General features: G+C 67.2%; 18 protein-coding genes and 1 tRNA gene. 11 read left to right on the top strand and 8 right to left on the bottom strand.

What is annotated here, in order from left to right:
* The first annotated feature begins 7 nt into the window (after positions 1 to 7).
* From QE360_RS17105 to QE360_RS17095, 3 genes are read left to right on the top strand one after another with little or no spacing between them, the layout of a single operon-like run.
* Entirely contained in the window at positions 8 to 763 is a 756-nt protein-coding gene (locus tag QE360_RS17105) for a GIN domain-containing protein (protein WP_309703495.1), read from the top strand.
* Positions 764 to 791: 28 nt separating this feature from the next.
* Complete coding sequence (locus QE360_RS17100) at positions 792 to 3,194, top strand: FtsX-like permease family protein (protein WP_309703492.1); 2,403 nt, start codon at positions 792 to 794, stop codon at positions 3,192 to 3,194.
* Complete coding sequence (locus QE360_RS17095) at positions 3,187 to 4,461, top strand: TolC family outer membrane protein (protein WP_309703489.1); 1,275 nt, start codon at positions 3,187 to 3,189, stop codon at positions 4,459 to 4,461. The genes QE360_RS17100 and QE360_RS17095 overlap by 8 nt, the downstream gene beginning before the upstream one ends.
* Before the next feature lie 13 nt (positions 4,462 to 4,474).
* On the opposite strand, the gene QE360_RS17090 is transcribed toward QE360_RS17095, so the two are convergent.
* From QE360_RS17090 to QE360_RS17070, 5 genes are all read right to left on the bottom strand, one after another.
* On the bottom strand, positions 4,475 to 4,861 hold the full coding sequence (locus tag QE360_RS17090) for a response regulator (protein ID WP_307097973.1): 387 nt from the start codon (positions 4,859 to 4,861) through the stop codon (positions 4,475 to 4,477).
* On the bottom strand, positions 4,854 to 8,267 hold the full coding sequence (locus QE360_RS17085; protein WP_309703487.1) for a CheR family methyltransferase: 3,414 nt from the start codon (positions 8,265 to 8,267) through the stop codon (positions 4,854 to 4,856). Before QE360_RS17085 ends, QE360_RS17090 begins: the two co-directional genes overlap by 8 nt.
* 32 nt (positions 8,268 to 8,299) lie before the next feature.
* The gene (locus tag QE360_RS17080) at positions 8,300 to 8,884 is read right to left on the bottom strand and encodes a PAS domain-containing protein (RefSeq protein WP_309703485.1); all 585 of its coding nucleotides are present in this window, start codon (positions 8,882 to 8,884) and stop codon (positions 8,300 to 8,302) included.
* Positions 8,885 to 8,992: 108 nt separating this feature from the next.
* Positions 8,993 to 10,888, bottom strand: coding sequence for a M61 family peptidase (locus QE360_RS17075; protein WP_309703483.1), 1,896 nt, complete (start codon positions 10,886 to 10,888; stop codon positions 8,993 to 8,995).
* Between the two features lie 175 nt (positions 10,889 to 11,063).
* Positions 11,064 to 11,137: transfer RNA gene (locus tag QE360_RS17070), tRNA-Cys, on the bottom strand.
* A 209-nt stretch (positions 11,138 to 11,346) separates the two neighbouring features.
* Between QE360_RS17070 and QE360_RS17065 the strand changes: the two genes are divergently transcribed.
* From QE360_RS17065 to QE360_RS17045, 5 genes are all read left to right on the top strand, one after another.
* Positions 11,347 to 12,015, top strand: a complete 669-nt coding sequence (locus tag QE360_RS17065; RefSeq protein ID WP_309703480.1) for a protein-L-isoaspartate O-methyltransferase — start codon at positions 11,347 to 11,349, stop codon at positions 12,013 to 12,015.
* Positions 12,016 to 12,021: 6 nt separating this feature from the next.
* Positions 12,022 to 13,539 (top strand): TolC family outer membrane protein, encoded by a 1,518-nt coding sequence (locus QE360_RS17060; RefSeq protein WP_309703478.1) that lies wholly within the window; start codon positions 12,022 to 12,024, stop codon positions 13,537 to 13,539.
* Between the two features lie 52 nt (positions 13,540 to 13,591).
* A complete protein-coding gene (locus QE360_RS17055; RefSeq protein ID WP_309703477.1) occupies positions 13,592 to 14,173 on the top strand; it encodes a DUF2497 domain-containing protein in 582 nt (193 codons plus the stop codon).
* A 105-nt stretch (positions 14,174 to 14,278) separates the two neighbouring features.
* Positions 14,279 to 15,877 carry a histidine kinase famiy protein gene (locus QE360_RS17050; RefSeq protein ID WP_309703475.1) on the top strand — a complete coding sequence of 533 codons (1,599 nt, stop codon included), beginning with the start codon at positions 14,279 to 14,281 and terminating at the stop codon, positions 15,875 to 15,877.
* A gap of 42 nt (positions 15,878 to 15,919) precedes the next feature.
* Positions 15,920 to 18,592, top strand: coding sequence for a valine--tRNA ligase (locus QE360_RS17045; RefSeq protein ID WP_309703474.1), 2,673 nt, complete (start codon positions 15,920 to 15,922; stop codon positions 18,590 to 18,592).
* A 142-nt stretch (positions 18,593 to 18,734) separates the two neighbouring features.
* Here the strand turns inward: QE360_RS17045 and QE360_RS17040 are convergent, their stop codons facing one another.
* On the bottom strand, positions 18,735 to 20,513 hold the full coding sequence (locus QE360_RS17040) for a cation:proton antiporter (protein ID WP_309703471.1): 1,779 nt from the start codon (positions 20,511 to 20,513) through the stop codon (positions 18,735 to 18,737).
* Positions 20,514 to 20,625: 112 nt separating this feature from the next.
* Between QE360_RS17040 and QE360_RS17035 the strand changes: the two genes are divergently transcribed.
* Positions 20,626 to 21,075: a c-type cytochrome gene (locus QE360_RS17035; protein WP_309703469.1), complete on the top strand. Its 450-nt coding sequence runs from the start codon at positions 20,626 to 20,628 to the stop codon at positions 21,073 to 21,075.
* Positions 21,076 to 21,460: 385 nt separating this feature from the next.
* On the opposite strand, the gene QE360_RS17030 is transcribed toward QE360_RS17035, so the two are convergent.
* Entirely contained in the window at positions 21,461 to 22,681 is a 1,221-nt protein-coding gene (locus tag QE360_RS17030; protein WP_307097984.1) for an NADP-dependent isocitrate dehydrogenase, read from the bottom strand.
* A gap of 142 nt (positions 22,682 to 22,823) precedes the next feature.
* Between QE360_RS17030 and QE360_RS17025 the strand changes: the two genes are divergently transcribed.
* Together QE360_RS17025 and pssA are read left to right on the top strand one after the other, a co-directional pair.
* Positions 22,824 to 23,546, top strand: a complete 723-nt coding sequence (locus QE360_RS17025) for a phosphatidylserine decarboxylase (RefSeq protein WP_307097985.1) — start codon at positions 22,824 to 22,826, stop codon at positions 23,544 to 23,546.
* Between the two features lie 8 nt (positions 23,547 to 23,554).
* Positions 23,555 to 24,364: a CDP-diacylglycerol--serine O-phosphatidyltransferase gene (pssA, locus tag QE360_RS17020; protein WP_307097986.1), complete on the top strand. Its 810-nt coding sequence runs from the start codon at positions 23,555 to 23,557 to the stop codon at positions 24,362 to 24,364.
* Here the strand turns inward: pssA and QE360_RS17015 are convergent.
* Entirely contained in the window at positions 24,303 to 24,539 is a 237-nt protein-coding gene (locus QE360_RS17015; RefSeq protein ID WP_309703467.1) for a hypothetical protein, read from the bottom strand. The two genes, pssA and QE360_RS17015, sit on opposite strands and share 62 nt — an antisense overlap.
* Positions 24,540 to 24,566: the final 27 nt, after the last annotated feature.

The following is a 24,566-nucleotide window of genomic DNA, read 5'->3' as shown; positions in this document are numbered from 1 at the left end:
ATTTGTGATGAAGACCATGATCCCCGCCATCGCCCTGCTGTCGCTCGCCGCCGTTGGCGTCTCCGCGCAGGACAATGCCCAGACCTCGCGCAGCTTCGATGTGCGCGGGTTCGATCGGATCGACCTTGGCGGCTGCGACGTCGCAACCGTCACGTTGGGGGCCGCCTATGCGGTGACGGTACAGGGCCGGGCGGCGAATATCGACAATGTTCGTGTCGAAACGATCGGGTCGACGCTGCGGATCGGCCGCCGCAACAACAGCTGCAACGGCCATGATCGCCGTGTCGCGATCGCCATCACCATGCCGTCGCTGGCCGCCGTCAGCCTCAGCGGTGCGACCGAGCTGACCCTGCCAGCGCTCGACGCCCGCCTGTTCGAGGCGCGCGCCAGCGGAGCGAGCGTGCTGCGCATCGCCGCCTGGCGCGGCGGATCGGCCAGGTTCGACCTCTCCGGGGCCAGCGACGCGACCGTCCGCGCGGTTCATGGCGACGCACTGACCCTGGACCTGTCGGGGGCCAGCGAGTTCCAGGCCGAGGGCGATGTCGGCCGTCTGACGATCGGCGGCAGCGGGGCGAGCAGTGCCCACACCCGCACGCTTTCCGCGCCCGACATGGCGCTCTCCGCCAGCGGCACCGCGAGCATCCAGGTCGGCGACGCCGAGCAGGCCCGGATCGATGCCAGCGGCATGGCTAAGGTCACCGTCGCGGGCCAACCGCGCTGCACGGTGGGCAAGAGCGGGCTCGCCCGCGTCACCTGCGGCTGAATGCCGGGATTATCGGGGGGCTGTCATCATGAACCGCTACGCGCTTCTCTCGCTCTATCGCTCGCTTGTGCGCCACAAGCTCTATGCCGCGCTCAACATCGGGGGGCTGGCGGTGGGCATCGCCGTGTTCCTGGTGCTGGGCCTCTATGTCCGGTTCGAGACGGGGTATGAGAAATGGCTGCCTGGTCATGACAAGCTGTATCTTGTCGAGGAATACTGGGACATGCCGGGCAGTTCCGCCAACGGTTATTCGACCGGTACGATGGGCGGCCTGATTGACCAGCTTCGTGAGGATTTTCCCGGTACCATTGGCACCCGTATTCAGGAGATGGATGCCAACGTCGTGCGCGGTGGGGCTGCCACCGGCGAGCCATTTGGTTACGCGGACCCCAATTTCCTCGACATCGTGCGTCTGCCAATGGTCACGGGGGACGCGGCCCATGCGTTGCAAGCACCGGACAGCATCCTGATTAACGAAAGTATCGCCAAACGATATTTTCCGGGCGGAAACCCCGTCGGGCAGACGATGACGCTCACGGCATTGGGCAAGACCTCCAATTATCGCGTGGCAGGTATCTTCCGCGACCTGCCGCCCAATACCGAACTGCGCTTTTCCATTCTGGCAAGGACACCAAGTCCCCATCCTGACAAGATGTGGTTTCATTGGGGAAGCGAGCGGGTCTGGACGATCCTGCGCCTCGATACCGCGCAGGATGCCGCGTGGCTGCAGAGTAAAATGCGCGCCTTTGTGGATCGTCGTGCGACAGAGCAGGGACCCGCCGCCAGAATGCTGAGCCTGCCAATTGTGCCGCTGACCAATATCCATTTGCAGACTGCGCCTGCCCGCAAGTTGACGGTTGCGACACTCGGTATCGTCGGTGTGCTGACCATGCTGATCGCGATCGTGAATTATGTGAACCTCGCCACCGCCCGCGCCGGCCTCCGTGCACGGGAAGTCGCGATGCGTAAGGTTCTGGGTGCAGACCGCCTGGCACTGATCCGGCAGTTCCTGGGGGAAGCGATACTGGTCGCGCTACTGGCGGCGTTGGGAGGCCTGATCCTGGCTGAACTGGGCCTTCCCCTCATCAATGCGGCGGGCGGATTGAAGCTGGCGATCGACTATAGGCAGATCGTTCCGGCACTGGTTGTGTTCGCTGTGATCGTGGGGGCTGCGGCTGGGCTGTATCCGGCAGTCCTGCTGTCCGGCTTCCCGGCGGCGGCTGTACTGGCCTCGGCCCGTTCGCCCGGTGGCGGACGGACAGGGACGCGCGTTCGCGAGACGCTAGTGGTGTTTCAGTTCGCACTTGCCATCGCCTTCATGATCGGAACGGCGGTGCTCGTTGCCCAGACCCAACATGTTCGTAAGACCGATGTCGGTTTCCGTCGTGACGGTTTGGTGATCGTCAGTTCGACCAGCGACTCCGCCGTGGACAAGGCGCAGAGGACGGCCTTTCTGGCAAGGGCTGCCGCACTGCCTGGTATAGTATCGGTCACGACTTCGGATGCCACGCCGGGATCGAGCAGTTTCAACAATGACAGCTATGCCTTGCCCGGCAAGCCAGAACCCGGGCCTAGTCTGCAGGCAATCATCGCCGGACCGAATTTTTTCCCGACCTTTGGGCTGCGGGTGATCGCGGGACGGCTTCCCGACGATGCGCATCGTGCCGACGATACCCGTAATTTCGACAATGTCGGCGGGACGCCGGTGATCAATGTCGTCGTCAACCGCCGGGGCGTTCAGGACCTCGGCTTCGAAAGCCCGGAAGCGGCGCTGGGCAAGACGGTGGGTAGGTCGAACCCGCGCACGATCATCGGCGTTGTCGAGAATGCCCGGTTCTTTTCGCCGCGCGATCCCGTCAATGCGACAATGTATTATTATCGGTCGAGCTATTCGACGAGTCCTCGTACGACCTTGCGAGTCAACGGCGATCCACGCGCGACGATCGCTATGCTGCGCACGTTATGGCGGCAGATCGCACCCCAGGTGCCGTTTGACGCGCGCACTGCCAGCCAGAGTATGGAAGACTATTATACCGCCGACGACCGGGCGACCCGTCTGTTCGGCATCGGTGCGGGCCTCGCCGTCCTGATCGGCTGCGTCGGCCTCTGGGGCCTCGCCTCGTTCAACACCCAGCGGCGGGTGAAGGAGATCGGGATCCGCAAGACGCTTGGCGCATCGTCGGCTGCCATCGTGAAGCTGCTGGTCGGGCAGTTCCTGCGGCCCGTCATCCTGGCCAATCTCCTCGCTTGGCCGCTCGCCTATGTCGCGATGCGGACATGGCTGGCGGGGTTCGAGGATCGCATCAGCCTATCGCCGCTCTATTTCCTCGCCGCCACCGCCCTGGCGCTGACCATCGCGGTGCTGACCGTGCTGGGCCAGTCGCTGCGGGCCAGCCGGGCGGCGCCGGCCTGGGCGCTCCGTCATGACTAAGCGATGGCTTCTGACGGGGGCTGCGCTGGCCCTGGCCGTGCCCGCGTCGGGCGAAACCCTGCGCGATGCCATTGCCGCGGCATGGGACGGCAATCCCCAACTCGCCGCCGCGCGCGCCCGGCAGGAGGCGCTGGCCGAGACGCCCAACCAGGCGCGCGCGGCCGGGCGGCTGACGGCGGCGGCGACGGGCGGCGCGGGTTACGACCGGCTGGGCTATGACGATACGGGCAGGCGTTCGGGCGCGTCGAGCGGGACCGGCGCGGTGACGGCGACCCTGCCGATCTGGACCGGCGGGCGGGTGCGCGCGGCGGTGCGTGCGGCGGACGGCGATGTCGCGGCGGGGGGCGAGGCGCTGCGCGATGTCGAGGCCGATGTGCTCGAACGCGTCGTCGGTGCCTATGCCGACCTGCTCTATACGCAACAGGCGGTGGAGATCGCGCGGGTCGGGATCGAGCGGCTCGACCGGCAGGTGGCGGAGGCCCGCTCGCGCTATGGCCTGGGGCAGGCGACGCGCACCGACATCGCCCAGTTGGAGGCGCAGCGGGCCAGCGTCGTCTCCAACCTCGTCGATGCCGAGGGGGCGGCGGCGACGGCGGCGGCGAGTTATCGCGCAGTCGTGGGGCGCGACGCGGGGGCGCTCGACGCGACGATCGCGCCGCCCACGGCCTTGCCCCGCACCCTGGCCGATGCGCGCGGCGCGGCGGAGGCGGCCAATCCGCTGCTGCTGGCACAACGACAGCGGGTGGAGGCGGCGTCGGCGCGGGTCGATCAGGCCCGCGCCGAACGCGCGCCCGCGCTCGACCTGACCGGAAATTACGGGCGCGGGGTGCAGGTGACCGGAGGCCGCTGGACCGGCTTCGACAGCGCCGCGAGCGCGGGGCTGGGCCTGCGGGTGCCGCTGCTGACCGGGGGGCTGGTCGCCTCGCATGTCCGGCAAGCGGAGGCGGTGCGGCGGGCGGAGCGTTTCGATGTCGAGACGGCGGCGCGCGACGCGGTCCGGAGCGCGGATACCGCCTGGGCTTCGCTGATCGCGGCCGAGGGACGGCTGAAGGCCAGTGTCGAGGGGCTGTCTGCCGCCGACCTCGCGCTGAAGGGTGTGCGTGCCGAATATGGATTCGGGCTCCGTTCGACCATCGACATTCTGGTCGCCGACCAGAGCTATCGCTCGGCGCAGCTGGCGGTGGCGCGGGCAAAGGTCGATGTGCTGACGGCGCAGGCCGCGCTGCTGCGCGCGACCGGGCGGATGGGGCGGGGCGCGTTCGACTGAGCGCGGACCCGCCTCAACTGGCTTCGCGGTCGCCTTCGCTGGGGCCCGATACCGCCATCGACAGGGTGCGGCGGAGCAGCGAGGGTGAGCAGGGCTTGCCGCACACCGCCGAGCCCGGATAGCGATTTTGGAGAGCCTGCTCATCGGCATGACCCGAATGGAAGATCAACGGCACGCCCGCCTCGCGCAGCCGTTCCGCCGCCGGAAAGACCTCTCCGTCGCGCAGCCGAACGTCCAGGATCGCGCAGGCCAGGTCGGGACGATCGCCGTCGAGATGCGCCAGCACCTCTTCGACGCTGACATAAGGGCCGTCGACCTCGTAGCCGCCGTCTTCGATGATATTCTGGATGTCCAGGGCCACGAAAAATTCGTCTTCGACCAGCAAAATCGTTTTAGTCATGCGCGAGGACCGTTTCGGGTAGAGCCAAGTTAAGAATGAAACGCCCATCGGCGTAATTCCGCTCCAGCCGCGCACCCAATTGTCGTGAGGAAGTCTGGACGAGAAGTGTCCCGAAACCGTGCGCCGCGTCGCTGTCGGTCGGCGAACCGCCGGTTTCGACCCATTCGATGGACAGCGTGCCCCCGGCCAGCGTCCAATGGATGGACAATTCGCCCAGTCGGTGCGCCAGCGCGCCATATTTGACCGAGTTGGTCGCCCATTCGTGCAGGATCAGCGCCAGCGGCGACAGGCAACGGCGGTCGACCAGCAGGCGCGGGCCGTCGATGGCGATCTTCGACTGGCCGCTATAGGGCGCGATCGTCGCCTCCACCAAGGCGCGCAGCTCGATCGCCTGCTGCTCGCCCGCGGGCGAGGCCAGCGAATGCGCGCGGCCCAGCGTCGCGATGCGCTCGCGGACATCGTCGGCCAGCTCGGTGACATCCCCATGCGAACGCGCCGCCGCCGACACGATCCCCGAGATGATCGCGAACAGGTTCTTCACCCGGTGGTTCATCTCGCGCAGCATCAGCTCGCGCGTCTCGGCGATGGCATATTCGGCGGTGACGTCGATCGACACGCCGACCATGCGGTGCGGCGGACTGGTGGTGACGCGGCGGCCGAAGCCCTTGATCCAGCGCTGGGTGCCGTCGATGTCGAGGCGGAAGGTCATCTCGAAATCGCCGTTCCCGGCCATCGCCTCGGCCATGCCCAGTTCGACCCCGGCGCGATCCTCGGCTACGATCCGCTCCAGCCAGCGGCCCATTCGGGCCCCGTCATCCTCCGCGCCCAGGCCGAACAGCGCACGGCCGGTGTCGTCCAGAAAGGTCTCGCCGGTGTCGCCGCGATATTCCCAGACGCCGATGCCGCCCGCCTTGATCGCCAGGTCCAGCCGCTCGCGCTCGGCGGCCAGCGCGCGTTCCATGCCGAGCGCCTCGGTGATGTCGGTCAGGACCAGCGTCGCCCCCTCGATCCCGTCCGACTGGGTGCGATAGGGCAGGATGCGCAGCGACAGCGTCCGCGCGCCGTCGCGGGTCGTGACCCGCTGCTGCGACGGCAATCCGCCCGCCGCGACCGATGCCGCGCCGTCGAGATAGTCGGTGTTGCTCAGCCGGGTCGACACATCGGCCAGCAGGCGCCCCCGGTCGCTAGGTTGCAGCGGGAAGATCGCGCGTGCCGCCTCGGTATAGCTGCGCACGCGCAGGTGCCGGTCGAGCACCACCACCGCCAGGTCGGTCGATTCGAAGAAATTGCGCAGGTCGGAATTGGCGATGGTCAGCTGGTCGACCTTGGTCTTCAGCTCGTCATTGACGGTCGACAATTCCTCGTTGGTCGATTGAAGCTCCTCGTTCATCGACATCATTTCTTCGTTGGAGCTTTTCAGCTCCTCGTTCGCCGTCTCCAGTTCCTCGACCGTCGAGCGCAGGCGGTGGCGGGTCAGGCGGAGCTCGTCCTCCAGCGCCTCGATATGATCGTCGCCTGGTTCCAGATCGGCCAGGTCGCTCGCCTCGACCGGGCTGAACGGCTCGGTATCGCGGAACAGGAACAGCAGCGATCCGTCGGTCAGCGGATCGCAGATCACCTCGACCTTCTGGACGCCATATTCGGTCGTCACCGCGACGTCGCGCGCGGCGATCCGCTTGCGGGCGTCGCGCGCCTGGCGGAGCATCGGGCCGATCACTTCGCGCAGGCCGGTCCGCGCCAGCGTCACCGCGCTCGATCCGCCCGCGCGGGTGACGGGGAAGTTGAAATAGCGGCTGAGCTTGCCGAACGCGGCCAGGATGCCGCCGTCCTGATCGACCACCATGCTGGGCGGGGCATAGCGATCGACGATGCGGCGGGCCGCCAGGCTTTCCTCGCCCATCGGTGCGCCATGGTCCCGCTCGCCGCGCTCGCCGCGCCGCCGGATGCTGCGGCTCGTCCCGCCGGGCAGGTCGATCGGATAGGAGGGGGAGCCCGGCGAACGCTCGAACAGGCGGGCATGGCCGTCGATCGCGGGGAAGAGATGGTCGAACCGCCCGACGCTTTCCGACGGACCCAGGAACAGATAGCCGCCCGGCCGCAGCGCATAATGCAGCAGCGGCAACACCGATTGCTGCAACCGATCGTCGAAATAGATCAGCAGGTTGCGGCACGACACCAGGTCGATCCGCGAAAAGGGCGGGTCCTTGACCAGGCTGTGGTTGGAGAAGCGGATCATGTCGCGGATCTGCGCGCTGATCGTGAACCGCTCGGCATGCGGCATGGTGTAGCGTTCGCGCAGCGCCGCCGGAATGTCGGCCAGCGCGGCGGCGGGATAGCTGCCCTCGCGCGCGATCTGGAGCATCTGCTCGTCAATGTCGGTCGCGAAGATCTGCACCGCCAGCGGCTGTCCGCTTTCGCGCGCGGCCTCGGCGAAGAGCATCGCGATGCTATAGGCTTCCTCGCCGCTGGAGCAGCCGGGAATCCAGATGCGGATATCCTCGTCCGGGTCGCGCGCGCGGGTCAGCGGCAGGACCGCCTTGGCCTTCAGCGTGTCGAACAGCTCGGCATCGCGGAAGAAGCGGGTGACGTTGATCAGCAGGTCGCGGAACAGCGCCTCGCACTCGTCGGCATCCTTCTTGACCCGCGCCAGATAGGCCGAGCCCGTCGCGATGCCCAGAACGTGCATCCGCCGCTCGACCCGACGGACCAGCGTGGTCCGCTTATACCCCGAAAAGTCATGGCCGATGGCGTTGCGCAGGACGCGGCACAGATCGTCGATATGATCGGCGACGACCTCGGCCTCTTCCTCCTTGGGGTCGCCCGAACGGCGCGCGAAAAAGGCGTGGAGACAATCCAGTATCTCGCCCGCGGGCTTCACGAAATCGACCAGGCCGGTGCCGACCGCCGAAAGCGGCATGCCGTCATAGCGGGCGCTTTCGGGTTTCTGGACGACGCTGACCCCGCCATTTTCCTTGATCGCGCGCAGCCCGGTCGTGCCGTCCGCGCCGGTGCCCGACAGGATGACGCAGGCGGCATTGGCCTGCTGGTCGCTGGCCAGCGACAGGAAGAAATCGTCGATGGGGCGGCGCAGCCCGCGCGGCTGGATGAAGTCGGTCAGCTCCAGCACGCCGCCGCGTATCGCCAGTCCCCGGCCGGGCGGAATGATATAGACGTGATCGGGCTCGATCCGCTCCAACCCCTCGCACTGACGCACCGCCAGATTGGTGTGCCGGTCGAGCAGTTGCGCCAGCATGCTCTCGTGATTGGGGTCGAGATGCTGGACGACGACAAAGGCCATGCCGGTCGGCGCGCGCGCCGGGGTCAGCATCTCGCGAAGCGCCTCCAGCCCGCCCGCCGAGGCGCCGATGCCGACCACCGGCACGCTCAGGCAGTCATGGTTCGGCATGTCGTGATCCCCGGCCGCGGGCTGCCCCGCATTCACGGAAAGGGCGCTCGGTCGAGGTCCGAAAGCGTCAGCTTGGCCTGGGCGATGGTCGCTGCGGTATTGGCGATCGCGGTCAGCGATCCCTCCAGGACCATGCCGCTTTCCGCCAGGATCGGGGTCAGTCGTCCCAGCGTGCGCCCCAGTTCGGCGTCATAGGCGGACAGCCGGTCGGGATGCGAACGGCTGATGTCGAATTGCGAGGCGAAGATATAGGGCATGTCGCCGCCCAGTTGGCGCAGCTTCGACATGTACAGAAGGTTGACGAAGGGCGAGCCGTCCTTGCGGAAGTTGATCAAAGTCGTGCGGACATTGACCTGACGATCATTCGCCAGAAATTCGCGGATCCGGTCGCGCGCCTCGCGATTGTCGGCATGGCGTTGCAGCATCCGGCAATTCTCGCCGACCACCTCTTCGCTGGTATAGCCGGTCAGTTCGCGAAACCCGTGATTGATGAAGATCAACGGATTGTCGTCGCGCGCATCGGCCAGTGCCAGGGCAATCGGGGACTGGTCCAGATACGCGGCCAGTTGGGTCGGAATGTCGAGATTGTGCAGCAAAACTGGCTCCCTGACGCGCATTCGCATGGCGCCTGCCCCATCGCAAGGGCCGTGAACGCGGCCGGCCCCGAAAAAAGACACATGGATAAACATTCCGGATCGGAAATCCGTTCCCGATCCGAAACGACATCATCCCGTCGTCTTGGCGGGGGATGCGGGGAACGTGCCGACCGATGTTTCACCCAGCCAGGATCGACGGAACCGGACTTGCGCGGGCGTCAGGGTCCGGCCGAGCGTCTCGTCGGGCACGATCTGCATCGTGGGATCGGCCGCAAGCGTCAGCAAGGCGCGACGCTCGGCACCGCGCTGGCGATAGACGATGGGCAGGCGGTCGCCCGGCGCATGGGCGGCGAGCAGGGCGGTCCATGCCCCCGCATCGGCCAGCGGCTTGCCGTCGAGGCTGACGATCCGGTCGCCCTTGTCGAGTCCAGCATCATACAGCGGCGTGCCCGGCGCGGTGGCGCTGGTCAGGGTCAGGCCGTCCTCCCCCGCGACCGGCGTCGCGCCCGCCCAGGCGGCGTCGGCATGGGCCGGGCGCAGGGTCAGTCCGGCCTGCGCCAGAAGCGGCGCGAAGTCGGGCAGCCCGCTGGCCGTCACGCTGCGCGCGAAGAAGCGGTCGGCAAAACCCTGGTCGCCGGTCACCTGCGCCAGCGCCTGGCGGAGATCGTCGGGGCGATATGGCCGCTCGTTCCGGCCGTGGTTCCGCCACAGCTGGCGCATGTAATCGTCCAGCGTCAGCCGCGGAAAGGCCTGGCGCAGCTCCAGGTCGAGCGCGAGTGCGATGACCGCGCCGTAAGGATAATAGGAAACGAAGATATTGGGATTGGTCGGGTCGATCGACTGCGCTGCATCGACGAAGGGCGCGCGCAGGCTCATCTCCTGCGGTCCGCCATAGCGGCGCGCGGGGGTGTTGAGCAGGCCGTTCAGCGTTCCCGACAATTGCCGGATATAATCCGCCAGCGGCATCTCGCCCGCGCGCAGCACCGCCAGCGGGCCGTAATATTGGGTGAAGCCCTCCGCCAGCCAGAGCGACGGCGTGGCGTTGGCGCGGGTGAAGTCGAACGGCTCCAGTTCGGCGGGGCGGATACGCTCGACATTCCAGGCGTGGAAGAATTCGTGGCTGAGCGTCTGAATCTGCTGGAAATTCGCGGCCGCCAGCGAGCGGGGCATGCTGATGACGGTCGAGTTGCGATGCTCCATCCCGTCGCCGCTGATCTGCGGCATATAGTCGGCCAGGAAGGTATAGGTGCCATAGTCGAAGGGCGGCGGCGCGCCGAAGATCGCGATCTGCTGGGCGACGACCTTCTTGGCCATTGCGGCGAAGCGGTCGACATCGGCGGCGCTGCCGTCGTGGTGCACGGTGAGCCGGATGGTATAGCGCTTGGCCCCGTCCGCCACCGTCCAGTTGCGCACGTCATGCGCCGAAAGCTCGACCGGGCTGTCCATGAAATATTGCAGGTCGCGCGCGGTGAAGACGGCCGGATCGTCGGTCGGGGCGAGCTGGGTAGCGATCTTCCAGTCGGGCCGGGGGTGGAAGCGGACGCGGATGGGGCGGTCGTCCTGACCGGTCGCCCAGAGGAAGGTCGCGGGGATGTTCAGCCGGGCATGGGTCGGGTCGATCTGCGCATAGGTGCCGTCGCCGCGATCGCCGAACAGCGTGTAGCGGACGGTGACCGTCCCGTCATGTCCCGCCACCGTCCAGCCATAGGGATCGGTGCGTGTCACGGTCAGCGGGCGGCCCGCGCCGTCGGTGGCGGATACCGCATAGACGTTCTTGCCGAATTCGTGGAGCGCGTAGCGGCCGGGCGAGGACCGCGCCATCTGGAAGCGGACGGGGGCGCTGTCCAGCCCGCGATAAGTGACGCTGACCTGCGCCTCGTGATGCTCGGGATGGGGGAAGGCAACGTCATAGTCGACCGGCGCGCGCGTCGTGGCTGCCTCAGCCGTGTCGCGCGCCCGGGCCGTGGCGGGTGCCAGTCCGCCCAGCGCCAGCGCGATCGTCGCGGCCATCGTTACGTTGCGCATATATCCCCCTGCAAAGCGTCGAGAAACCCGATCTAGGCGTTACGGGGCGACGGGGTCCATCGCTTTTCCGAACCGGCATGGCGGGGGGGGGGGCAGGGCAGGGGCGGGCGGCATATTCCCGTCCGGGGCAGGCATCATGCCCGCCCGCATCGTTCGTCCATCTTCCAGGGGAAACTGGAGGCGCGACCGGGAATCGAACCCGGGTGCAAGGATTTGCAGTCCTCTGCGTCACCACTCCGCCATCGCGCCTCGATGCGGTGAGGCGCGCCCTTTGCGCAGCTTTTGGGGCGGCGTCAACCGCTCATTCATCCAAATGTCGCATTCTTGGCAAAACCCGCTAGGTCATGACCCCGCTTGATCGCGTACTCCGCTTGGCGAGGGCGGGCCCGCGCGATAGAAGCGGCAGGATTGATTTAGTGTATTGCACAGCTAAAACGGTTGTGCGACAGGGATGGGCCATGATGACGATCAGCAATGATTCCTCGAATTTCGACGCGATGCGCCACGCGATGGTGGTGAGCCAGCTGCGCACCACGGCGGTCAGCGACCAGCGCGTCGTCGCCGCGATGGCCCGCGTGCCGCGTGAAACCTTCGTGCCCGAGGCGCTTCGCGCGGTGGCTTACCGCGACGGGACGCTCGATCTGGGCCAGGGGCGCGCGATCAACCTGCCGATGGCGACCGGCCGCCTGCTGACCGAGGCCTATCTGGAGGCGGGCGACCGCGTGCTGCTGATCGGCGCGGCGACCGGCTATACCGCCACGCTGCTGGCCGAGATCGTGGCCGAGGTGGTCGCGGTCGAGGAACAGGGTGAGCTGGTCGCCGCCGCGCGCACCGCGCTGGCCGGGCAGGGCAAGGTCACGCTGGTCGAGGGCCCGCTCAAGGCCGGTCATGCCGCCGGTGCGCCCTATGACGTGCTGATCGTCGACGGCGCGGTCGAGGAACTGCCCGCCGCCCTGGTCGAGCAGGTCAAGGTCGATGGCCGCATCGTCACGGGCCTGGTCGAAAACGGCGTCACCCGTCTGGCCAGCGGTCGCCGGACCGAGGGCGGCCACGGCGTGCGCCCCTTCGCCGATGCCGAATGCACCATCCTGCCGGGCTTTGCCCGTCCCCGCGCCTTCCAATTCTGAGTGTCTATGCGCCCGTATCTTAACCTTGGCCTGACCTCTGGTGTCCTGATCGGGGCGGTGCTGCTCGGCAGCACCGCTTCGGCGGATACGTTGCGCGAGGCGATGCTACGGGCGTATCAAAGCAATCCGACGATCACCGGCCAGCGCGCGGCGCAGCGTGCGACGGATGAGAATGTCCCGATCGCGCGGGCCAGCGGTCTGCCCTCGCTCCAGTCGACCGGGCAGATCACCGACAATATCGTGGTCGCCAACAACAACTTCCTGAACCCCGAACGGACGGCGACCGGCGCGGTGCAGCTGTCGGTGCCGCTCTATCAGGGCGGGGCGGTCAAGAATGCGGTGCGCGCGGCCGAGACGCGGGTGGATGCGGGCCGGGCGCAGCTGCGCGGGGTCGAGGCCAATCTGTTCACCAATGTGGTGGGCGCCTATATGAACGTCATCCGGGACGAGGCGATCGTCAACCTCAACACCCGGAACGTCAATGTGCTGGAGACGAACCTGCGCGCCTCGCGCGACCGGTTCCAGGTCGGCGACCTGACCCGCACCGATGTCGCCCAGTCGGAGGCGCGTCTGGCGCAGGCCCGCGCGCAGCTGCAATCGGCGCAGGCCAATTTGATCTCCAGCCGCGAGAATTACATCAACATCGTCGGGGTCGAGCCGGTCGGGCTGGAACAGCCGCCGGCGCTGCCCAGCCTGCCCGCCTCGCCCAATGCGGCGGTCGGCATCGCGCTCGACCAGAATCCGCAGCTGATCGCGGCGCGTCGCAGCGCGGACGCCACCCGCTATGACATCGACGTCGCGCGCGCCAACCGGCTGCCCCGCGTGTCGGCGGTGTCGAGCGGCAACTATTTCAACTATCTGGGCTCGCTGAACGTCGCCACCGTGCCGTCCTCGGGCGTCAACGCGACGGTCGGCCTGCAGCTGTCGATGCCTTTGTTCCAGGGCGGCCGCCCGGCGGCGCAGGTCCGCCAGGCCGAGGCGCTGCGCGGACAGGCGTTGGAGAATGCAACCGCGACCGAGCGGCAGGTCGTCGCGCAGGTCCGCTCCGCCTATGCCGTGTGGCAATCCTCGCAGGAGGTGATCCTGTCGGCCGAATCGGCGGTGCGCGCCAACTCGCTGTCGCTGGAGGGCGTGCGCGCCGAGAATAGCGTGGGCACCCGCACCGTGCTCGACATACTGAACGCCGAGCAGGAACTGCTGAACAGCCAGGTGACGCTCGTCACCGCGCGCCGCGATGCCTATGTCGCCGGTTTCGCGCTGATCGCCGCGATGGGCAATGCCGAGGCGCGCGACCTGGGGCTGGACGGCGGGGCGCTCTACGACCCGGTCGCCAACTACAAGCGGGTGCGCAACAAGATCAACGACTGGGGCGGCGATGGCGAGCCCGCGCCGGTGGCCTCGACCACCGCCGGAACGCCCGCGCAGACGGCGGTCATCACCCGTCCGCTCGACCCCGACGTCAACGCCCCTGTTGACAGAAGCCCCGCATTAACCACAGGTGCATCGGCACCAAGCCGGCAATAAGGTCGGCTGCGGCCTTTGGGGGCCTTGGGGGGCTGAAATGGGGTTTGCGGTCATGGGTGATATCAGCGCCGAACCGTCGATGGAGGAGATCCTCTCCTCGATCAAACGCATCATCGCCGAAGAAGGGGAGGCCCCGACGCGCCAGCGTCGCCCTGCGCGCCCCGTGCCGTCACCGGCCGTCGAGGAGGATTCGCCCGAGGTCCTCGAACTCAGCGATCCGATGCCCCTGCGCATGAAGGTCGAGGCCGCCGCCGCGCGCGCCGCCGAATCGACGTTGCGCGCCGAACTCGCCCCCCGTCCCGCGCCCGAACCGGCGGCGGCCAAGCCCGAGCCGGTCGCCCCGGCCCCCGTTCCCGCACCCGCAGCCCCCGTGGCGGCACAGAACGGGATCGAGGCGGATGACGGTGAGGAAGCGATCGTCAGCCCTCGCGCGGCGGAGGCCAGCCGTGGTTCCCTGGAGGCGCTCAGCCGTATGATGGTCAAGCCCGAACCGAGCAGCGACGGCACCCTGGAGGGGCTGGTCCGCGACATGCTGCGCCCGATGCTGCGCGACTGGCTCGACGCGAACCTGCCCGAGATGGTCGAGGCGATGGTCGCGCGCGAGATTGCCCGGATCACTCGCGAAGGGCGCTGAGCCGCGCAATTCCCGTCGATTTCCGCCCGTGCCGTTGCGCGGGCGGAACCCGCGTGACCTGACCGGGTTCGATAGCGCATGGCCCCGAGAGACGAGACGCCCGAGATGGAAAAATCGCCGCGCTCGCTCGTGTCCTCACCCCCCATCTCGGACGCGCGGCAGCCGCATACGGGCCAGTCCGACATTTTCTTCGCGGCGGTCAAGACGACGCGCATGCCGATGATCGTCACCGATCCGCGCCAGCCCGACAACCCGATCGTCTTCTGTAACGAAGCCTTCAGCTTCATGACCGGCTATTCCGAGGATGAGATCCTCGGCACCAATTGTCGTTTCCTGCAGGGGCCGGAAACCGACCGTGACGTGGTGGCGCAGGTGCGGGCCGCCGTCGAACGCCGCGACGAGATCGCGGTCGAACTGCTGAATTATCGCAAGAACGGCTCGACCTTCTGGAACGCGCTGTTCGTCTCGCCGGTCTATGACGATGCGGGCGAGCTGGTCTATTTCTTCAGCAGCCAGCTGGACATTTCACGCCGCCGCGAGGCCGAGGATGCATTGCACGAGGCGCAGAAGATGGAGGCGGTCGGCAAGCTGACCGGCGGCATCGCGCACGACTTCAACAATCTGCTGCAAGTCATTCTGGGCTATGCCGATATTCTGGAGGCCCGCGTCGATCAGGGCGACCGCAGCGGGCGGCGCGCGGTCGAGGCAATCGCGGCGGCGGCGGCACGCGGCGCGACGCTGACCCAGCAGTTGCTCGCCTTTGCCCGCAAGCAGGAGCTGCGCGACCGGCTGCTCAACTTCAACCAGCTGATCGAGGATTTCCGGCCGATCATCAACCGCACGGCGGGCGAGGGGCTGGCGGTCCGCCAGAAGCTGGAGGAAAATCTCTGGAACTGCCGGATCGACCCGGTCCAGGCGGAAATGGCGCTGATCAACATCGTGACCAATGCGCGCGAGGCGATCGCGCGCAACCAGGGCCATGGCGAGATCATGCTGTCCACCCGCAACATGATCCAGTCCGCCGACCAGCCCGAGGGACCGGCCAATCTGGAACCCGGCGAATATGTGATGGTTCGCATCGGCGACAATGGCCCCGGCATCGATCCGGCCATCGCCGACAAGGTCTTCGATCCCTTCTTCACGACCAAGGAGATGGGGAAGGGGGCCGGGTTGGGCCTGGCGATGGTCTATGGCTTCATGCGCCAGTCGGGCGGGCTCGCCTCGGTAGAGGCGGGCGAGGAGGGCGGCGCGGTGTTGTCGCTCTATTTCCCGCGCGCGGCGGGCGTGACCGAGCGGCGGCCCTCGCCGACCCAGCCCGCGCGCAGCGGCGGGGTCGAACGCGTCCTGATGGTCGAGGATCAGGAGGATGTCGGCGATCTGGGCAAGTCGATGCTCGAGGATCTGGGCTATGACGTGGTCCTGGCCCGCAGCGCGCGCGAGGCGCTCGACCATCTGGCCGAGGATAGCGACTTCTCGCTGCTGTTCACCGATATCCTCATGCCCGGCGGGATGAACGGGGTGGCGTTGGCGCAGGCGGTGCGGCGCGATTATCCGCGCCTGTCGGTGCTCTTGACCACGGGTTTCGCCGACGAGGCGATCGACGAGGGCGCGCGCTCCTATGAGCTGATCCGCAAGCCCTATCGCCGCGCCGAACTCAACGAGCGGATTCGCGCCGTGCTCGATCGGCCGGGCGCGCGGACCTGATAGCATCTGGCGTCCCAGCCTCAGGCTGATTAAGGCAGCGTCATGACTGAGCTGCCCAAGACGTTCGACCCCGCCGCAATCGAAGCCCGCTGGTATGGCCATTGGGAGGAAAAGGGCCTGTTCCGCCCCGACCGCCCCAATGCCGAGCCCTGGACGATCGTCAACCCGCCGCCCAACGTCACCGGCAACCTGCATATCGGCCATGCGCTCGACAACACGTTGCAGGACATTCTCGTCCGCCATGCCCGGTTGAAGGGCAAGGATGCGCTGTGGGTGGTCGGCACCGACCATGCGGGCATCGCGACCCAGATGGTGGTCGAGCGCCAGATGAACGCGAAGGGGCAGAAGCGCACCGACTTCACCCGTGACCAGTTCCTCGAAAAGGTATGGACGTGGAAGGCGGAGAGCGGCGGCCAGATCACCGGCCAGCTGCGCCGCCTGGGCTGCTCGATGGACTGGGCCAATGAGCGCTTCACCATGGACGAGGGCTTCAGCAAGGCGGTGCTGAAGGTGTTCGTCGATCTGTACCGTCAGGGCCTGCTCTACCGCGACAAGCGACTGGTCAATTGGGACGCCGGGCTCGGCACCGCGATCAGCGACCTGGAGGTCGAGACGCGCGAAGTGAAGGGCAGCTTCTGGCGCCTGCGCTATCCGCTCGCCGATGGGTCGGGCTTTATCGAGGTCGCGACGACCCGGCCGGAGACGATGCTCGCCGACATGGCGGTCGCGGTGCACCCGGACGATGCGCGCTACACCCCGCTGATCGGCAAGCAGGTCCGCCTGCCGATCACCGGCCGCCTGATCCCGATCGTCGCCGACGAACATGCCGACCCCGAACTGGGATCGGGCGCGGTCAAGATCACGCCGGGCCATGACTTCAACGATTTCGAGGTCGGCCGCCGCGCCGGTATCGAAGCGCGCGACATGCTCAACATGCTCGATGCCAAGGCGTGCATCGTCCAGACGGCGGACGGCCTGATCCCCGACGCGTTCCTGGGCCTGTCGACCGCCGAGGCGCGCAAGGCCGTCGTGGCGCGGCTGAAGGACGAGGGCGTCCTGATCCCGCATATCGACAAGGACGGCGAGGAGCATGACGCCGAGCCGCGCACGATCCAGACCCCGTTCGGCGACCGCTCCGGCGTGGTGATCGAGCCGTGGCTGACCGACCAATGGTATGTCGATGCCAAGACGCTGGCCCAGCCCGCGATCCAGGCGGTGCGCGGCGGCGATATCAAGATCGTGCCACAGGCGTGGGAAAAGACCTTCTTCAACTGGATGGAGAATATCCAGCCCTGGTGCGTCAGCCGCCAGCTCTGGTGGGGCCATCAGATTCCGGCCTGGTTCGCCGAGGATGGCCGCGTGTTCGTCGCCGAGAGCGAGGAAGAGGCGCAGGCGGAAGCGGGGGAGGGCGTCACCTTGACCCGCGACCCGGACGTGCTCGACACCTGGTTCTCCTCCGCGCTCTGGCCGTTCGCGACGCTCGGCTGGCCCGATAATGGCGACAAGGCGCTGGCGGGGCGTTACCCGAACGACGTCCTGATCTCCGGCTTCGACATCCTGTTCTTCTGGGACGCGCGGATGATGATGCAGGGCATGCACTTCATGGAAGATGTGCCCTTCAAGACCCTGTATCTGCACGGTCTTGTCCGCGCCGCCGACGGCTCGAAAATGTCGAAGTCGAAGGGTAATACGGTCGATCCGCTGGGCCTGATCGACCAGTATGGCGCCGACGCGCTGCGCTTCTTCATGGCGGCGATGGAGAGCCAGGGCCGCGACATCAAGATGGATGAACGCCGCGTCGAGGGCTATCGCAACTTCGCGACCAAGCTGTGGAATGCGGCGCGCTTCGCCCAGGCCAATGGCATCGGCGCGTCGGCGACGCAGGAGGCCCCGAACGCCACGCTGGCGGTCAACAAGTGGATCATCGCCGAAACGGTGAAGACCGTGCAGGCGGTCGACCTCGCACTGGCCGATTACCGCTTCGACGGCGCGGCGAACGCGATCTACCAGTTCGTGTGGAGCCGTTTCTGCGACTGGTATCTCGAACTCATCAAGCCGGTGCTTCAGGGCGGCGAAGCGGGCGGCGAGGAAACCCGCGCGGTGGCGGGCTGGGTGCTCGACCAGATCCTGGTCCTGCTCCATCCGTTCATGCCGTTCATCACCGAGGAATTGTGGCACGCCATGGGCGCGCGCGATCATGACCTGATCGTCGCGCATTGGCCGATGGCCGATGCCCGCGCGCTCGACCCCGAGGCGGAGCGCGAGATCGACTGGCTGATCCGTCTGGTCAGCGAGATCCGCGCCGCGCGGACCGAGCTGAACGTGCCGCCGGGCGCGCGGCTGCCGATGCATGTCCGCGATGCGAATGAGGCGACGACGGCGCGGCTGGTCCGTCAGGCCTCGGCACTGGCGCGCCTCGCGCGCGTCGACGCGGCCGATGGCGAAGTGTCGGGCGGTGCGGCGCAGGTGGTGGTGGACGAAGCGACCTTCGTCCTGCCGCTGGAAGGCGTGATCGATCTCGACGCCGAACGCCAGCGGCTGACCAAGGCGATCGCGGCGGTCGAAAAGGAACGCGATGCGCTGGGCGGTCGGCTGAGCAATGCCAGCTTCGTCGAACGCGCCAAGCCCGAAGCGGTCGAAAAGGCCCGCGCCGACCATGCCGACAAGATGGCCGAGGCCGCCCGGTTGCACGCCGCCCTGGGCCGGCTGGGCTGACCCCTAAAATCCTCCCCATGCGTAGCATGGGGAGGGGGACCGCGCCCGCAGGGCGTGGTGGAGGGGCAAGGCGCCATCCGTCTCGCCCCTGCGCCGCCGCGACGGTCTCCCTCCCCAGGCATGACCTGGGGAGGATCGGCTCCTACCCCTGTTCCCCCAGCCGCCGCAGCCGCCGAATGCGCGGTTCGCGTTGCAGCTGTGCCTCGCGGCGGATGACCTGACGCAGTTCGTCGCGCTTCTCATGGATCGATGCGATCACCGGTCCCATCGCGACGCCCAGGTCGACCAGCACCGCCTCCGACAATTGCAGCGAGCTTTCCAGGGTTTCGGGCACCGCCTCGCTGACGCCCGCGCGGTAGAGTTCGGTGGCGTGCGCCATGTCGCGCGCACGGGCGATGATCGGCAGGTCGGGCGCCGCCTCGCGGATGCGCCGCGCCAGCCGCACCGTCAGCACGGGGTCGTCCATCGTCAGGATCAGCGCGCGGGCGGCGGGCAGGTTAAGCCGGTCGACCAGCTCCGCCCGCGCGACATCGCCGAACAGCACCGGATAGCCTGCGCGCCGGGCGTCGCTGACCGAATCGATATCCGCCTCGACCGCGACATAGGATTGACCGTGCACGGTCAGCATGTCGGCGATCATCTTGCCGACGCGGCCAAAGCCGATGATTACGGTCCGGCCGCCGTCATGCTCCAGTTCGGGCGGGGCGGGGCCATCGGTGCTGCGCGCCTCGATCCGGCGGGAGATGACGCGCCCGGCTTTCGCGAGCAGCGGCGTGATGGTCAGCCCGATCGCGGTCACGGTCTGCCAGAAGGCGGCGGTCGAGGGCAGGATCAACTGTGCCTGCGCCGCGGTGCCCAGCACGATCAGCGTGGTTTCGGACGGGCTGCCCATCAGCAGCCCGGTCTCCGCCGCGACCCCGCGCCGCGCATGGGCGACGCGGAGCAGCAGATAGGTGACAATCGCCTTGACCGCGACGACCCCGATCACCGCGAGCAGCAGCGTATCCCAGTTCCGCGCGATCAGCCGCAGGTCCAGGCTCATGCCGACGGTGATCAGGAACACACCCAGCGCCAGCCCCTTGAAGGGGGCCGTCATCACCTCGACCTCCGAATGATATTCGGTCTCGGCGATCAACAGCCCGGCGAGCAGCGCGCCGACGATCGGCGACAATCCGGCGGCGGTCGTCGCGACGCTCGCGACGATGACGACGAGCAGCGAGGCGGCCAGGAACAGCTCGGGGCTCTTGGTCCGCGCGGCCTGGGCGAACAGGCGCGGCAGGACGAACTTGCCGCCCAGATACATCGCTACCACGGTCAGTCCGCCGCGCAGCGCCACGCCCGCAATCCCGACCCAGCCCTCGTCGCTCGCGGTCGGTGCCATGGCGCCCAGTGCGAAGATGATCGGCACGAGCGCCAGATCCTCGAATAACAGCATCGCGAACGCCCCGCGACCGACCGGGCTGGTCGTGCCGACCAGCGGCAACACCAAGGCGGTCGAGGAAAGGGTCAGCGCCAGCCCCAGCCCGATCGCCCCGGCCCAGCCCTGTCCCAGCAGGTTCAACGCCGTCCCGATCAGCACCGCCGATCCGAGCAGCTCGGCCACGCCGGTTCCGAAGACCAGCCGCCGCATCGCCCATAGCCTGCGAAAAGATAGCTCCAGGCCTATGGAAAACAGCAATAATATGATGCCGAACTCGGCAAAGGGCTCGATCGATTCGGGGTTGGAGATGGTCAGATAATAGAGCCACGGTGCCTGGGGGACGAGCGATCCCAGTCCGGCGGGGCCGACCAGCAGGCCGACCAGAATGAAGCCGATGACCGGGCTGACCCGGAAACGGGCGAAGGCCGGGATGACGATCCCTGCGGCCCCGAGGATGACGAGCGCGTCGGAGAAACCCTGATTGTCGAGCCGTAATGCCATGACGGCAACCTAACCCGGGTTGGTCGCGCTTGTCAGGTCGTTAATCGGGCGAAACGGTGATGGGACGATCGGTCCACTGACGGCGGGCCTCCCCCGAGGCTAGGGGGCGGCGATGACCAAGGCCCTTCGTTTCGCTTTCCTGCCCCTTTTGTCGATGCTTGTCCTGACGGGATGTGGGGACGGCGACCGCGAGGCACGGCTGAAAGCGGCGGGTCCGAACCCGTCGCTTGATGCGTTGATGCGGGTGGCCAATGCGGATGCGGGGGCGAAGACGTTCGGCCAGTGCCTGGCCTGCCACACGATCGGCAAGGGCGAACTCGATCGCGGCGGGCCCAATCTCCACGGTATCATGGGCAAGCCGGTGGCGGGTGGCAGCGAACGCTTCGGCTATACCGCGGCGCTGATGCGGGTCGGCGGCCGCTGGGACCGGGCGACGATGGACCGCTGGCTCACCTCGCCGCAACGCTTCGCGCCGGGGACCAGAATGACCTTTGCGGGCCTGCCCGATCCGCTCGCGCGGGCGGATGTGATTGCCTATCTGGAGCGGGAAGGGCGGGAGTAACGGACTACCTGAGCGGCGAGGGCCGGGCGTGCGCCTCGACTTCGCTTGGCGTGAACGGAGGTTCGGTCAAGGGGGTATTCGGTTATATCCCCATTGTTCAGCCTGAGCCTCTGGCTGGCCACTCGGAATAGAATTCGGGGCGAAGATCCTGTGACGTTGTTCGCGCAGAGGCGCGGAGGGCGCAGAGAAGGTTTTGCTCTCGCCCTCCACTCCGGCCTGCGTCCGGGTGGTAGGAGGTTCGTAGGGGGGCTTCTCAGCGTCCTCTGCGCCTCTGCGCGAAACAGGATTATTTCTTCGGCCTTTGGCCTCACGCAACTTGGGCGGAACGAAAAAAAGGGCCCGGAGACAATGCCTCCGAGCCCCTTCTTCGCAACAGGCGGCAGGATTACTGCCAGTTGCCCATTTCGGTTTCGAGGTTGACGCGGATCGCCTCGAAGAACTGCTCGGTGGTCATCCAGGGCTGGTCCGGGCCGATCAGGATGGCGAGGTCCTTGGTCATCTGGCCGTTTTCGACGGTCTTGATGCAGACCTTTTCCAGCGTCTCGGCGAAGCGGACGACGTCGGGGGTGTTGTCGAACTTGCCGCGATACTTCAGGCCGCCGGTCCAGGCGAAGATCGACGCGATCGGGTTGGTCGAGGTCGCCTTGCCCTGCTGGTGCTGGCGATAGTGACGGGTCACGGTGCCGTGCGCCGCTTCCGCCTCGATCGTCTTGCCGTCCGGGGTCATCAGCACCGAGGTCATCAGGCCCAGCGAGCCGAAGCCCTGCGCCACCTGGTCCGACTGCACGTCGCCGTCATAGTTCTTGCAGGCCCAGACGAACTCGCCATGCCACTTCAGCGCCGAGGCGACCATGTCGTCGATCAGGCGGTGCTGATATTCGATGCCCGCCGCCTTGAACTGATCGGCGAACTCGGTCTCGTACACCTCCTGGAAGATGTCCTTGAAGCGGCCGTCATAGGCCTTCAGGATGGTGTTCTTGGTCGACAGATAGACCGGCCAGCCGCGACCCAGGCCATAGTTCATCGAGGCGCGCGCGAAGTCGCGGATCGATTCGTCCAGATTGTACATGCCCATGGCGACGCCCGAGCTGGGGAAGTTGAACACCTCCTCCTCGATCGTCTCGCCATTCTCGCCTTCCCACTTCATGGTCAGCTTGCCCTTGCCGGGCACCTTGAAGTCGGTCGCCTTATACTGGTCGCCGAAAGCGTGACGGCCGACGACGATCGGGTGGGTCCAGCCGGGGATCAGGCGGGGAACGTTCTTGATGACGATCGGCTCGCGGAAGACCACGCCGCCCAGGATGTTGCGGATCGTGCCGTTGGGCGACTTCCACATCTTCTTCAGGCCGAATTCCTCGACGCGCTGCTCGTCGGGGGTGATGGTCGCGCACTTGATCGCGACGCCGTACTTCTGCGTCGCATGGGCGCTGTCGATCGTCACCTGGTCGCTGGTGGCGTCGCGATTCTGCACCGACAGGTCGTAATAGGCCAGTTCGATGTCGAGATACGGCTTGATCAGGCGTTCGCGAATCCACTCCCAGATGATCCGGGTCATTTCGTCGCCGTCGATCTCCACGACGGGCGTGTTCACCTTGATCTTCGCCATATGCGCATCCTTAGATTTGGCAGGTTTGGCAACGCGTCTAGGGGAGGGGGCGCGGCGGATCAACCACCCTGCGCGATCCGCGAAAGGGCCGGGGCGAACCGAAAAGATTGTGCGATGGCCGGTGGACAGGTAGACAGGCCCGATGCCTTCGCTTGAAAAGCCTCCCATCGCCACCACCACGGTCAAGTGGCGTTTCCCCGCCGTCCATCCCGAAGGGCGCAAATATGTGCTGATCGGGGCGGGCCTGACCCTGCTCGCCACGCTGATCACCAAGGTGCTGTTCTGGCCGTTCGTTGGCCTGTGCATCTGGATCGCCGCGTTCTTCCGCGATCCCGTCCGCACCACGCCGCAGGGCGACGACCTGATCGTCGCGCCCGCCGATGGCCTCGTCACCATGATCCAGCGCGTCGCGATCCCGCGCGAGCTGGTCGGCGAGCTGGGCGAGGCGCCGCTGGTCCGCGTGTCGATCTTCATGTCGGTGTTCGACGTGCACATCAACCGCACGCCGATCGCGGGCGTCATCCGCCAGGTCGTCTATATCTCGGGCAAGTTCCTCAACGCCGACCTCGACAAGGCGTCGGACGAGAATGAGCGCCAGCATTTCGTGGTCGAGGGGCGGGACGGTCGCAAGATCGGTTTCACCCAGATCGCGGGCCTCGTCGCGCGTCGCATCGTCGGCTTCGTGAAGCCCGGGGACATGGTCGCCGCCGGACAGCGGGTTGGCCTGATCCGGTTCGGCAGCCGGGTCGACGTGTATCTGCCCGACGACGTCACGCCGCAGGTCTGCCTGGGCCAGCGGTCGGTCGCGGGCGAGACGGTGCTGGGGCGTGTCGGCGGCAAGCCGATGAGCGGCATCGCGCAATAACCGATCCGATGGCCATCTCCCCCCGCTTCGCCCGTCGAGGCCCGCCGCGCGGTCTGCCGCTCCGGGCCATCGCGCCTAATGCCGTCACCGCGCTGGCGCTCTGCTCCGGCCTGACCGGCGTGAAGTTTGCCATTGCGGGGTCGTGGGAAGCGGCGGTCACGATGATCATGGTCGCGGCGGCGCTCGACGGCCTGGACGGGCGGATCGCGCGGCTGCTGCGCGGGGAGAGCCGGTTCGGCGCCGAGCTGGACTCGCTCTCGGACGCGATTTCATTCGGCGTCGCGCCTGCGCTCATCCTCTATCTCTGGTCGCTGCAAAACCTGCCTCGCATCGGCTGGATCTGCGCACTGCTCCAGGCGGTCTTCTGCGCGCTTCGCCTGGCGCGGTTCAATTCCCAGCTCGACGTAATCGACCAGCCGCGCAAGACGGCGGGTTTCTTCACCGGGGTTCCCGCACCCGCCGGAGCGGGGCTGGCGATGCTGCCTCTCTATCTCTGGTTCTGGACCGGCGAGCCGATCTTCGCCTCGCCATTGCTCGTCGCGCCATGGGTGGCCTTTGTCGCGCTGCTGATGGTGTCCAGCATCGCCACCCTGTCATGGACCTCGTTCCGGTTGCGGCGCCATATCCGGTTCGAGGCGCTGGCCATCATCGTCCTGGTCGGCGTGGCGCTGATCTCCGCGCCCTGGCATGCCCTGACGGCGATCTGCCTTGCCTATCTGGCAAGCATCCCCTTCACGATGCTCGCCTATGCCCGCATCAAGCGGCCGCGCGGCGGCGCACCAGCGAAGGGGCAGGCGAGTTCGCCGCCCAGCGCCTGACCGCGATCCGCCGCTCGGCCACCACCAGCGTGGCGAGCGGCGTGAAGGCCGGCTCGGCATGTCCGGTCGCCAGATGGAGAATGCGCCGCCACTGGGGCGCGACCATCATGACGATGGTGCCGAGCGAGGCGACCAGCGCGCCCATGAAAACCAGAACACTCACCACGATCATCATGATGCCTGCCTCCTGCCGTTCCCAAAC

The organism is Sphingomonas sp. SORGH_AS_0789 (assembly GCF_031453055.1).
In the GTDB taxonomy this organism is placed as follows: domain Bacteria; phylum Pseudomonadota; class Alphaproteobacteria; order Sphingomonadales; family Sphingomonadaceae; genus Sphingomonas.
This window is presented reverse-complemented; position numbering and strand designations above follow the sequence as displayed.

What these genes read in the sequence shown, in the direction of transcription:
- QE360_RS17105 (WP_309703495.1), top strand. Translation starts at nt 8, where the DNA reads ATGAAGACCATGATCCCCGCCATCGCCCTGCTGTCGCTCGCCGCCGTT.
- QE360_RS17100 (WP_309703492.1), top strand. Translation starts at nt 792, where the DNA reads ATGAACCGCTACGCGCTTCTCTCGCTCTATCGCTCGCTTGTGCGCCAC.
- QE360_RS17095 (WP_309703489.1), top strand. Translation starts at nt 3,187, where the DNA reads ATGACTAAGCGATGGCTTCTGACGGGGGCTGCGCTGGCCCTGGCCGTG.
- QE360_RS17090 (WP_307097973.1), bottom strand. Translation starts at nt 4,861, where the DNA reads ATGACTAAAACGATTTTGCTGGTCGAAGACGAATTTTTCGTGGCCCTG.
- QE360_RS17085 (WP_309703487.1), bottom strand. Translation starts at nt 8,267, where the DNA reads ATGCCGAACCATGACTGCCTGAGCGTGCCGGTGGTCGGCATCGGCGCC.
- QE360_RS17080 (WP_309703485.1), bottom strand. Translation starts at nt 8,884, where the DNA reads ATGCGCGTCAGGGAGCCAGTTTTGCTGCACAATCTCGACATTCCGACC.
- QE360_RS17075 (WP_309703483.1), bottom strand. Translation starts at nt 10,888, where the DNA reads ATGCGCAACGTAACGATGGCCGCGACGATCGCGCTGGCGCTGGGCGGA.
- QE360_RS17065 (WP_309703480.1), top strand. Translation starts at nt 11,347, where the DNA reads ATGATGACGATCAGCAATGATTCCTCGAATTTCGACGCGATGCGCCAC.
- QE360_RS17060 (WP_309703478.1), top strand. Translation starts at nt 12,022, where the DNA reads ATGCGCCCGTATCTTAACCTTGGCCTGACCTCTGGTGTCCTGATCGGG.
- QE360_RS17055 (WP_309703477.1), top strand. Translation starts at nt 13,592, where the DNA reads ATGGGTGATATCAGCGCCGAACCGTCGATGGAGGAGATCCTCTCCTCG.
- QE360_RS17050 (WP_309703475.1), top strand. Translation starts at nt 14,279, where the DNA reads ATGGAAAAATCGCCGCGCTCGCTCGTGTCCTCACCCCCCATCTCGGAC.
- QE360_RS17045 (WP_309703474.1), top strand. Translation starts at nt 15,920, where the DNA reads ATGACTGAGCTGCCCAAGACGTTCGACCCCGCCGCAATCGAAGCCCGC.
- QE360_RS17040 (WP_309703471.1), bottom strand. Translation starts at nt 20,513, where the DNA reads ATGGCATTACGGCTCGACAATCAGGGTTTCTCCGACGCGCTCGTCATC.
- QE360_RS17035 (WP_309703469.1), top strand. Translation starts at nt 20,626, where the DNA reads ATGACCAAGGCCCTTCGTTTCGCTTTCCTGCCCCTTTTGTCGATGCTT.
- QE360_RS17030 (WP_307097984.1), bottom strand. Translation starts at nt 22,681, where the DNA reads ATGGCGAAGATCAAGGTGAACACGCCCGTCGTGGAGATCGACGGCGAC.
- QE360_RS17025 (WP_307097985.1), top strand. Translation starts at nt 22,824, where the DNA reads ATGCCTTCGCTTGAAAAGCCTCCCATCGCCACCACCACGGTCAAGTGG.
- pssA (WP_307097986.1), top strand. Translation starts at nt 23,555, where the DNA reads ATGGCCATCTCCCCCCGCTTCGCCCGTCGAGGCCCGCCGCGCGGTCTG.
- QE360_RS17015 (WP_309703467.1), bottom strand. Translation starts at nt 24,539, where the DNA reads ATGATGATCGTGGTGAGTGTTCTGGTTTTCATGGGCGCGCTGGTCGCC.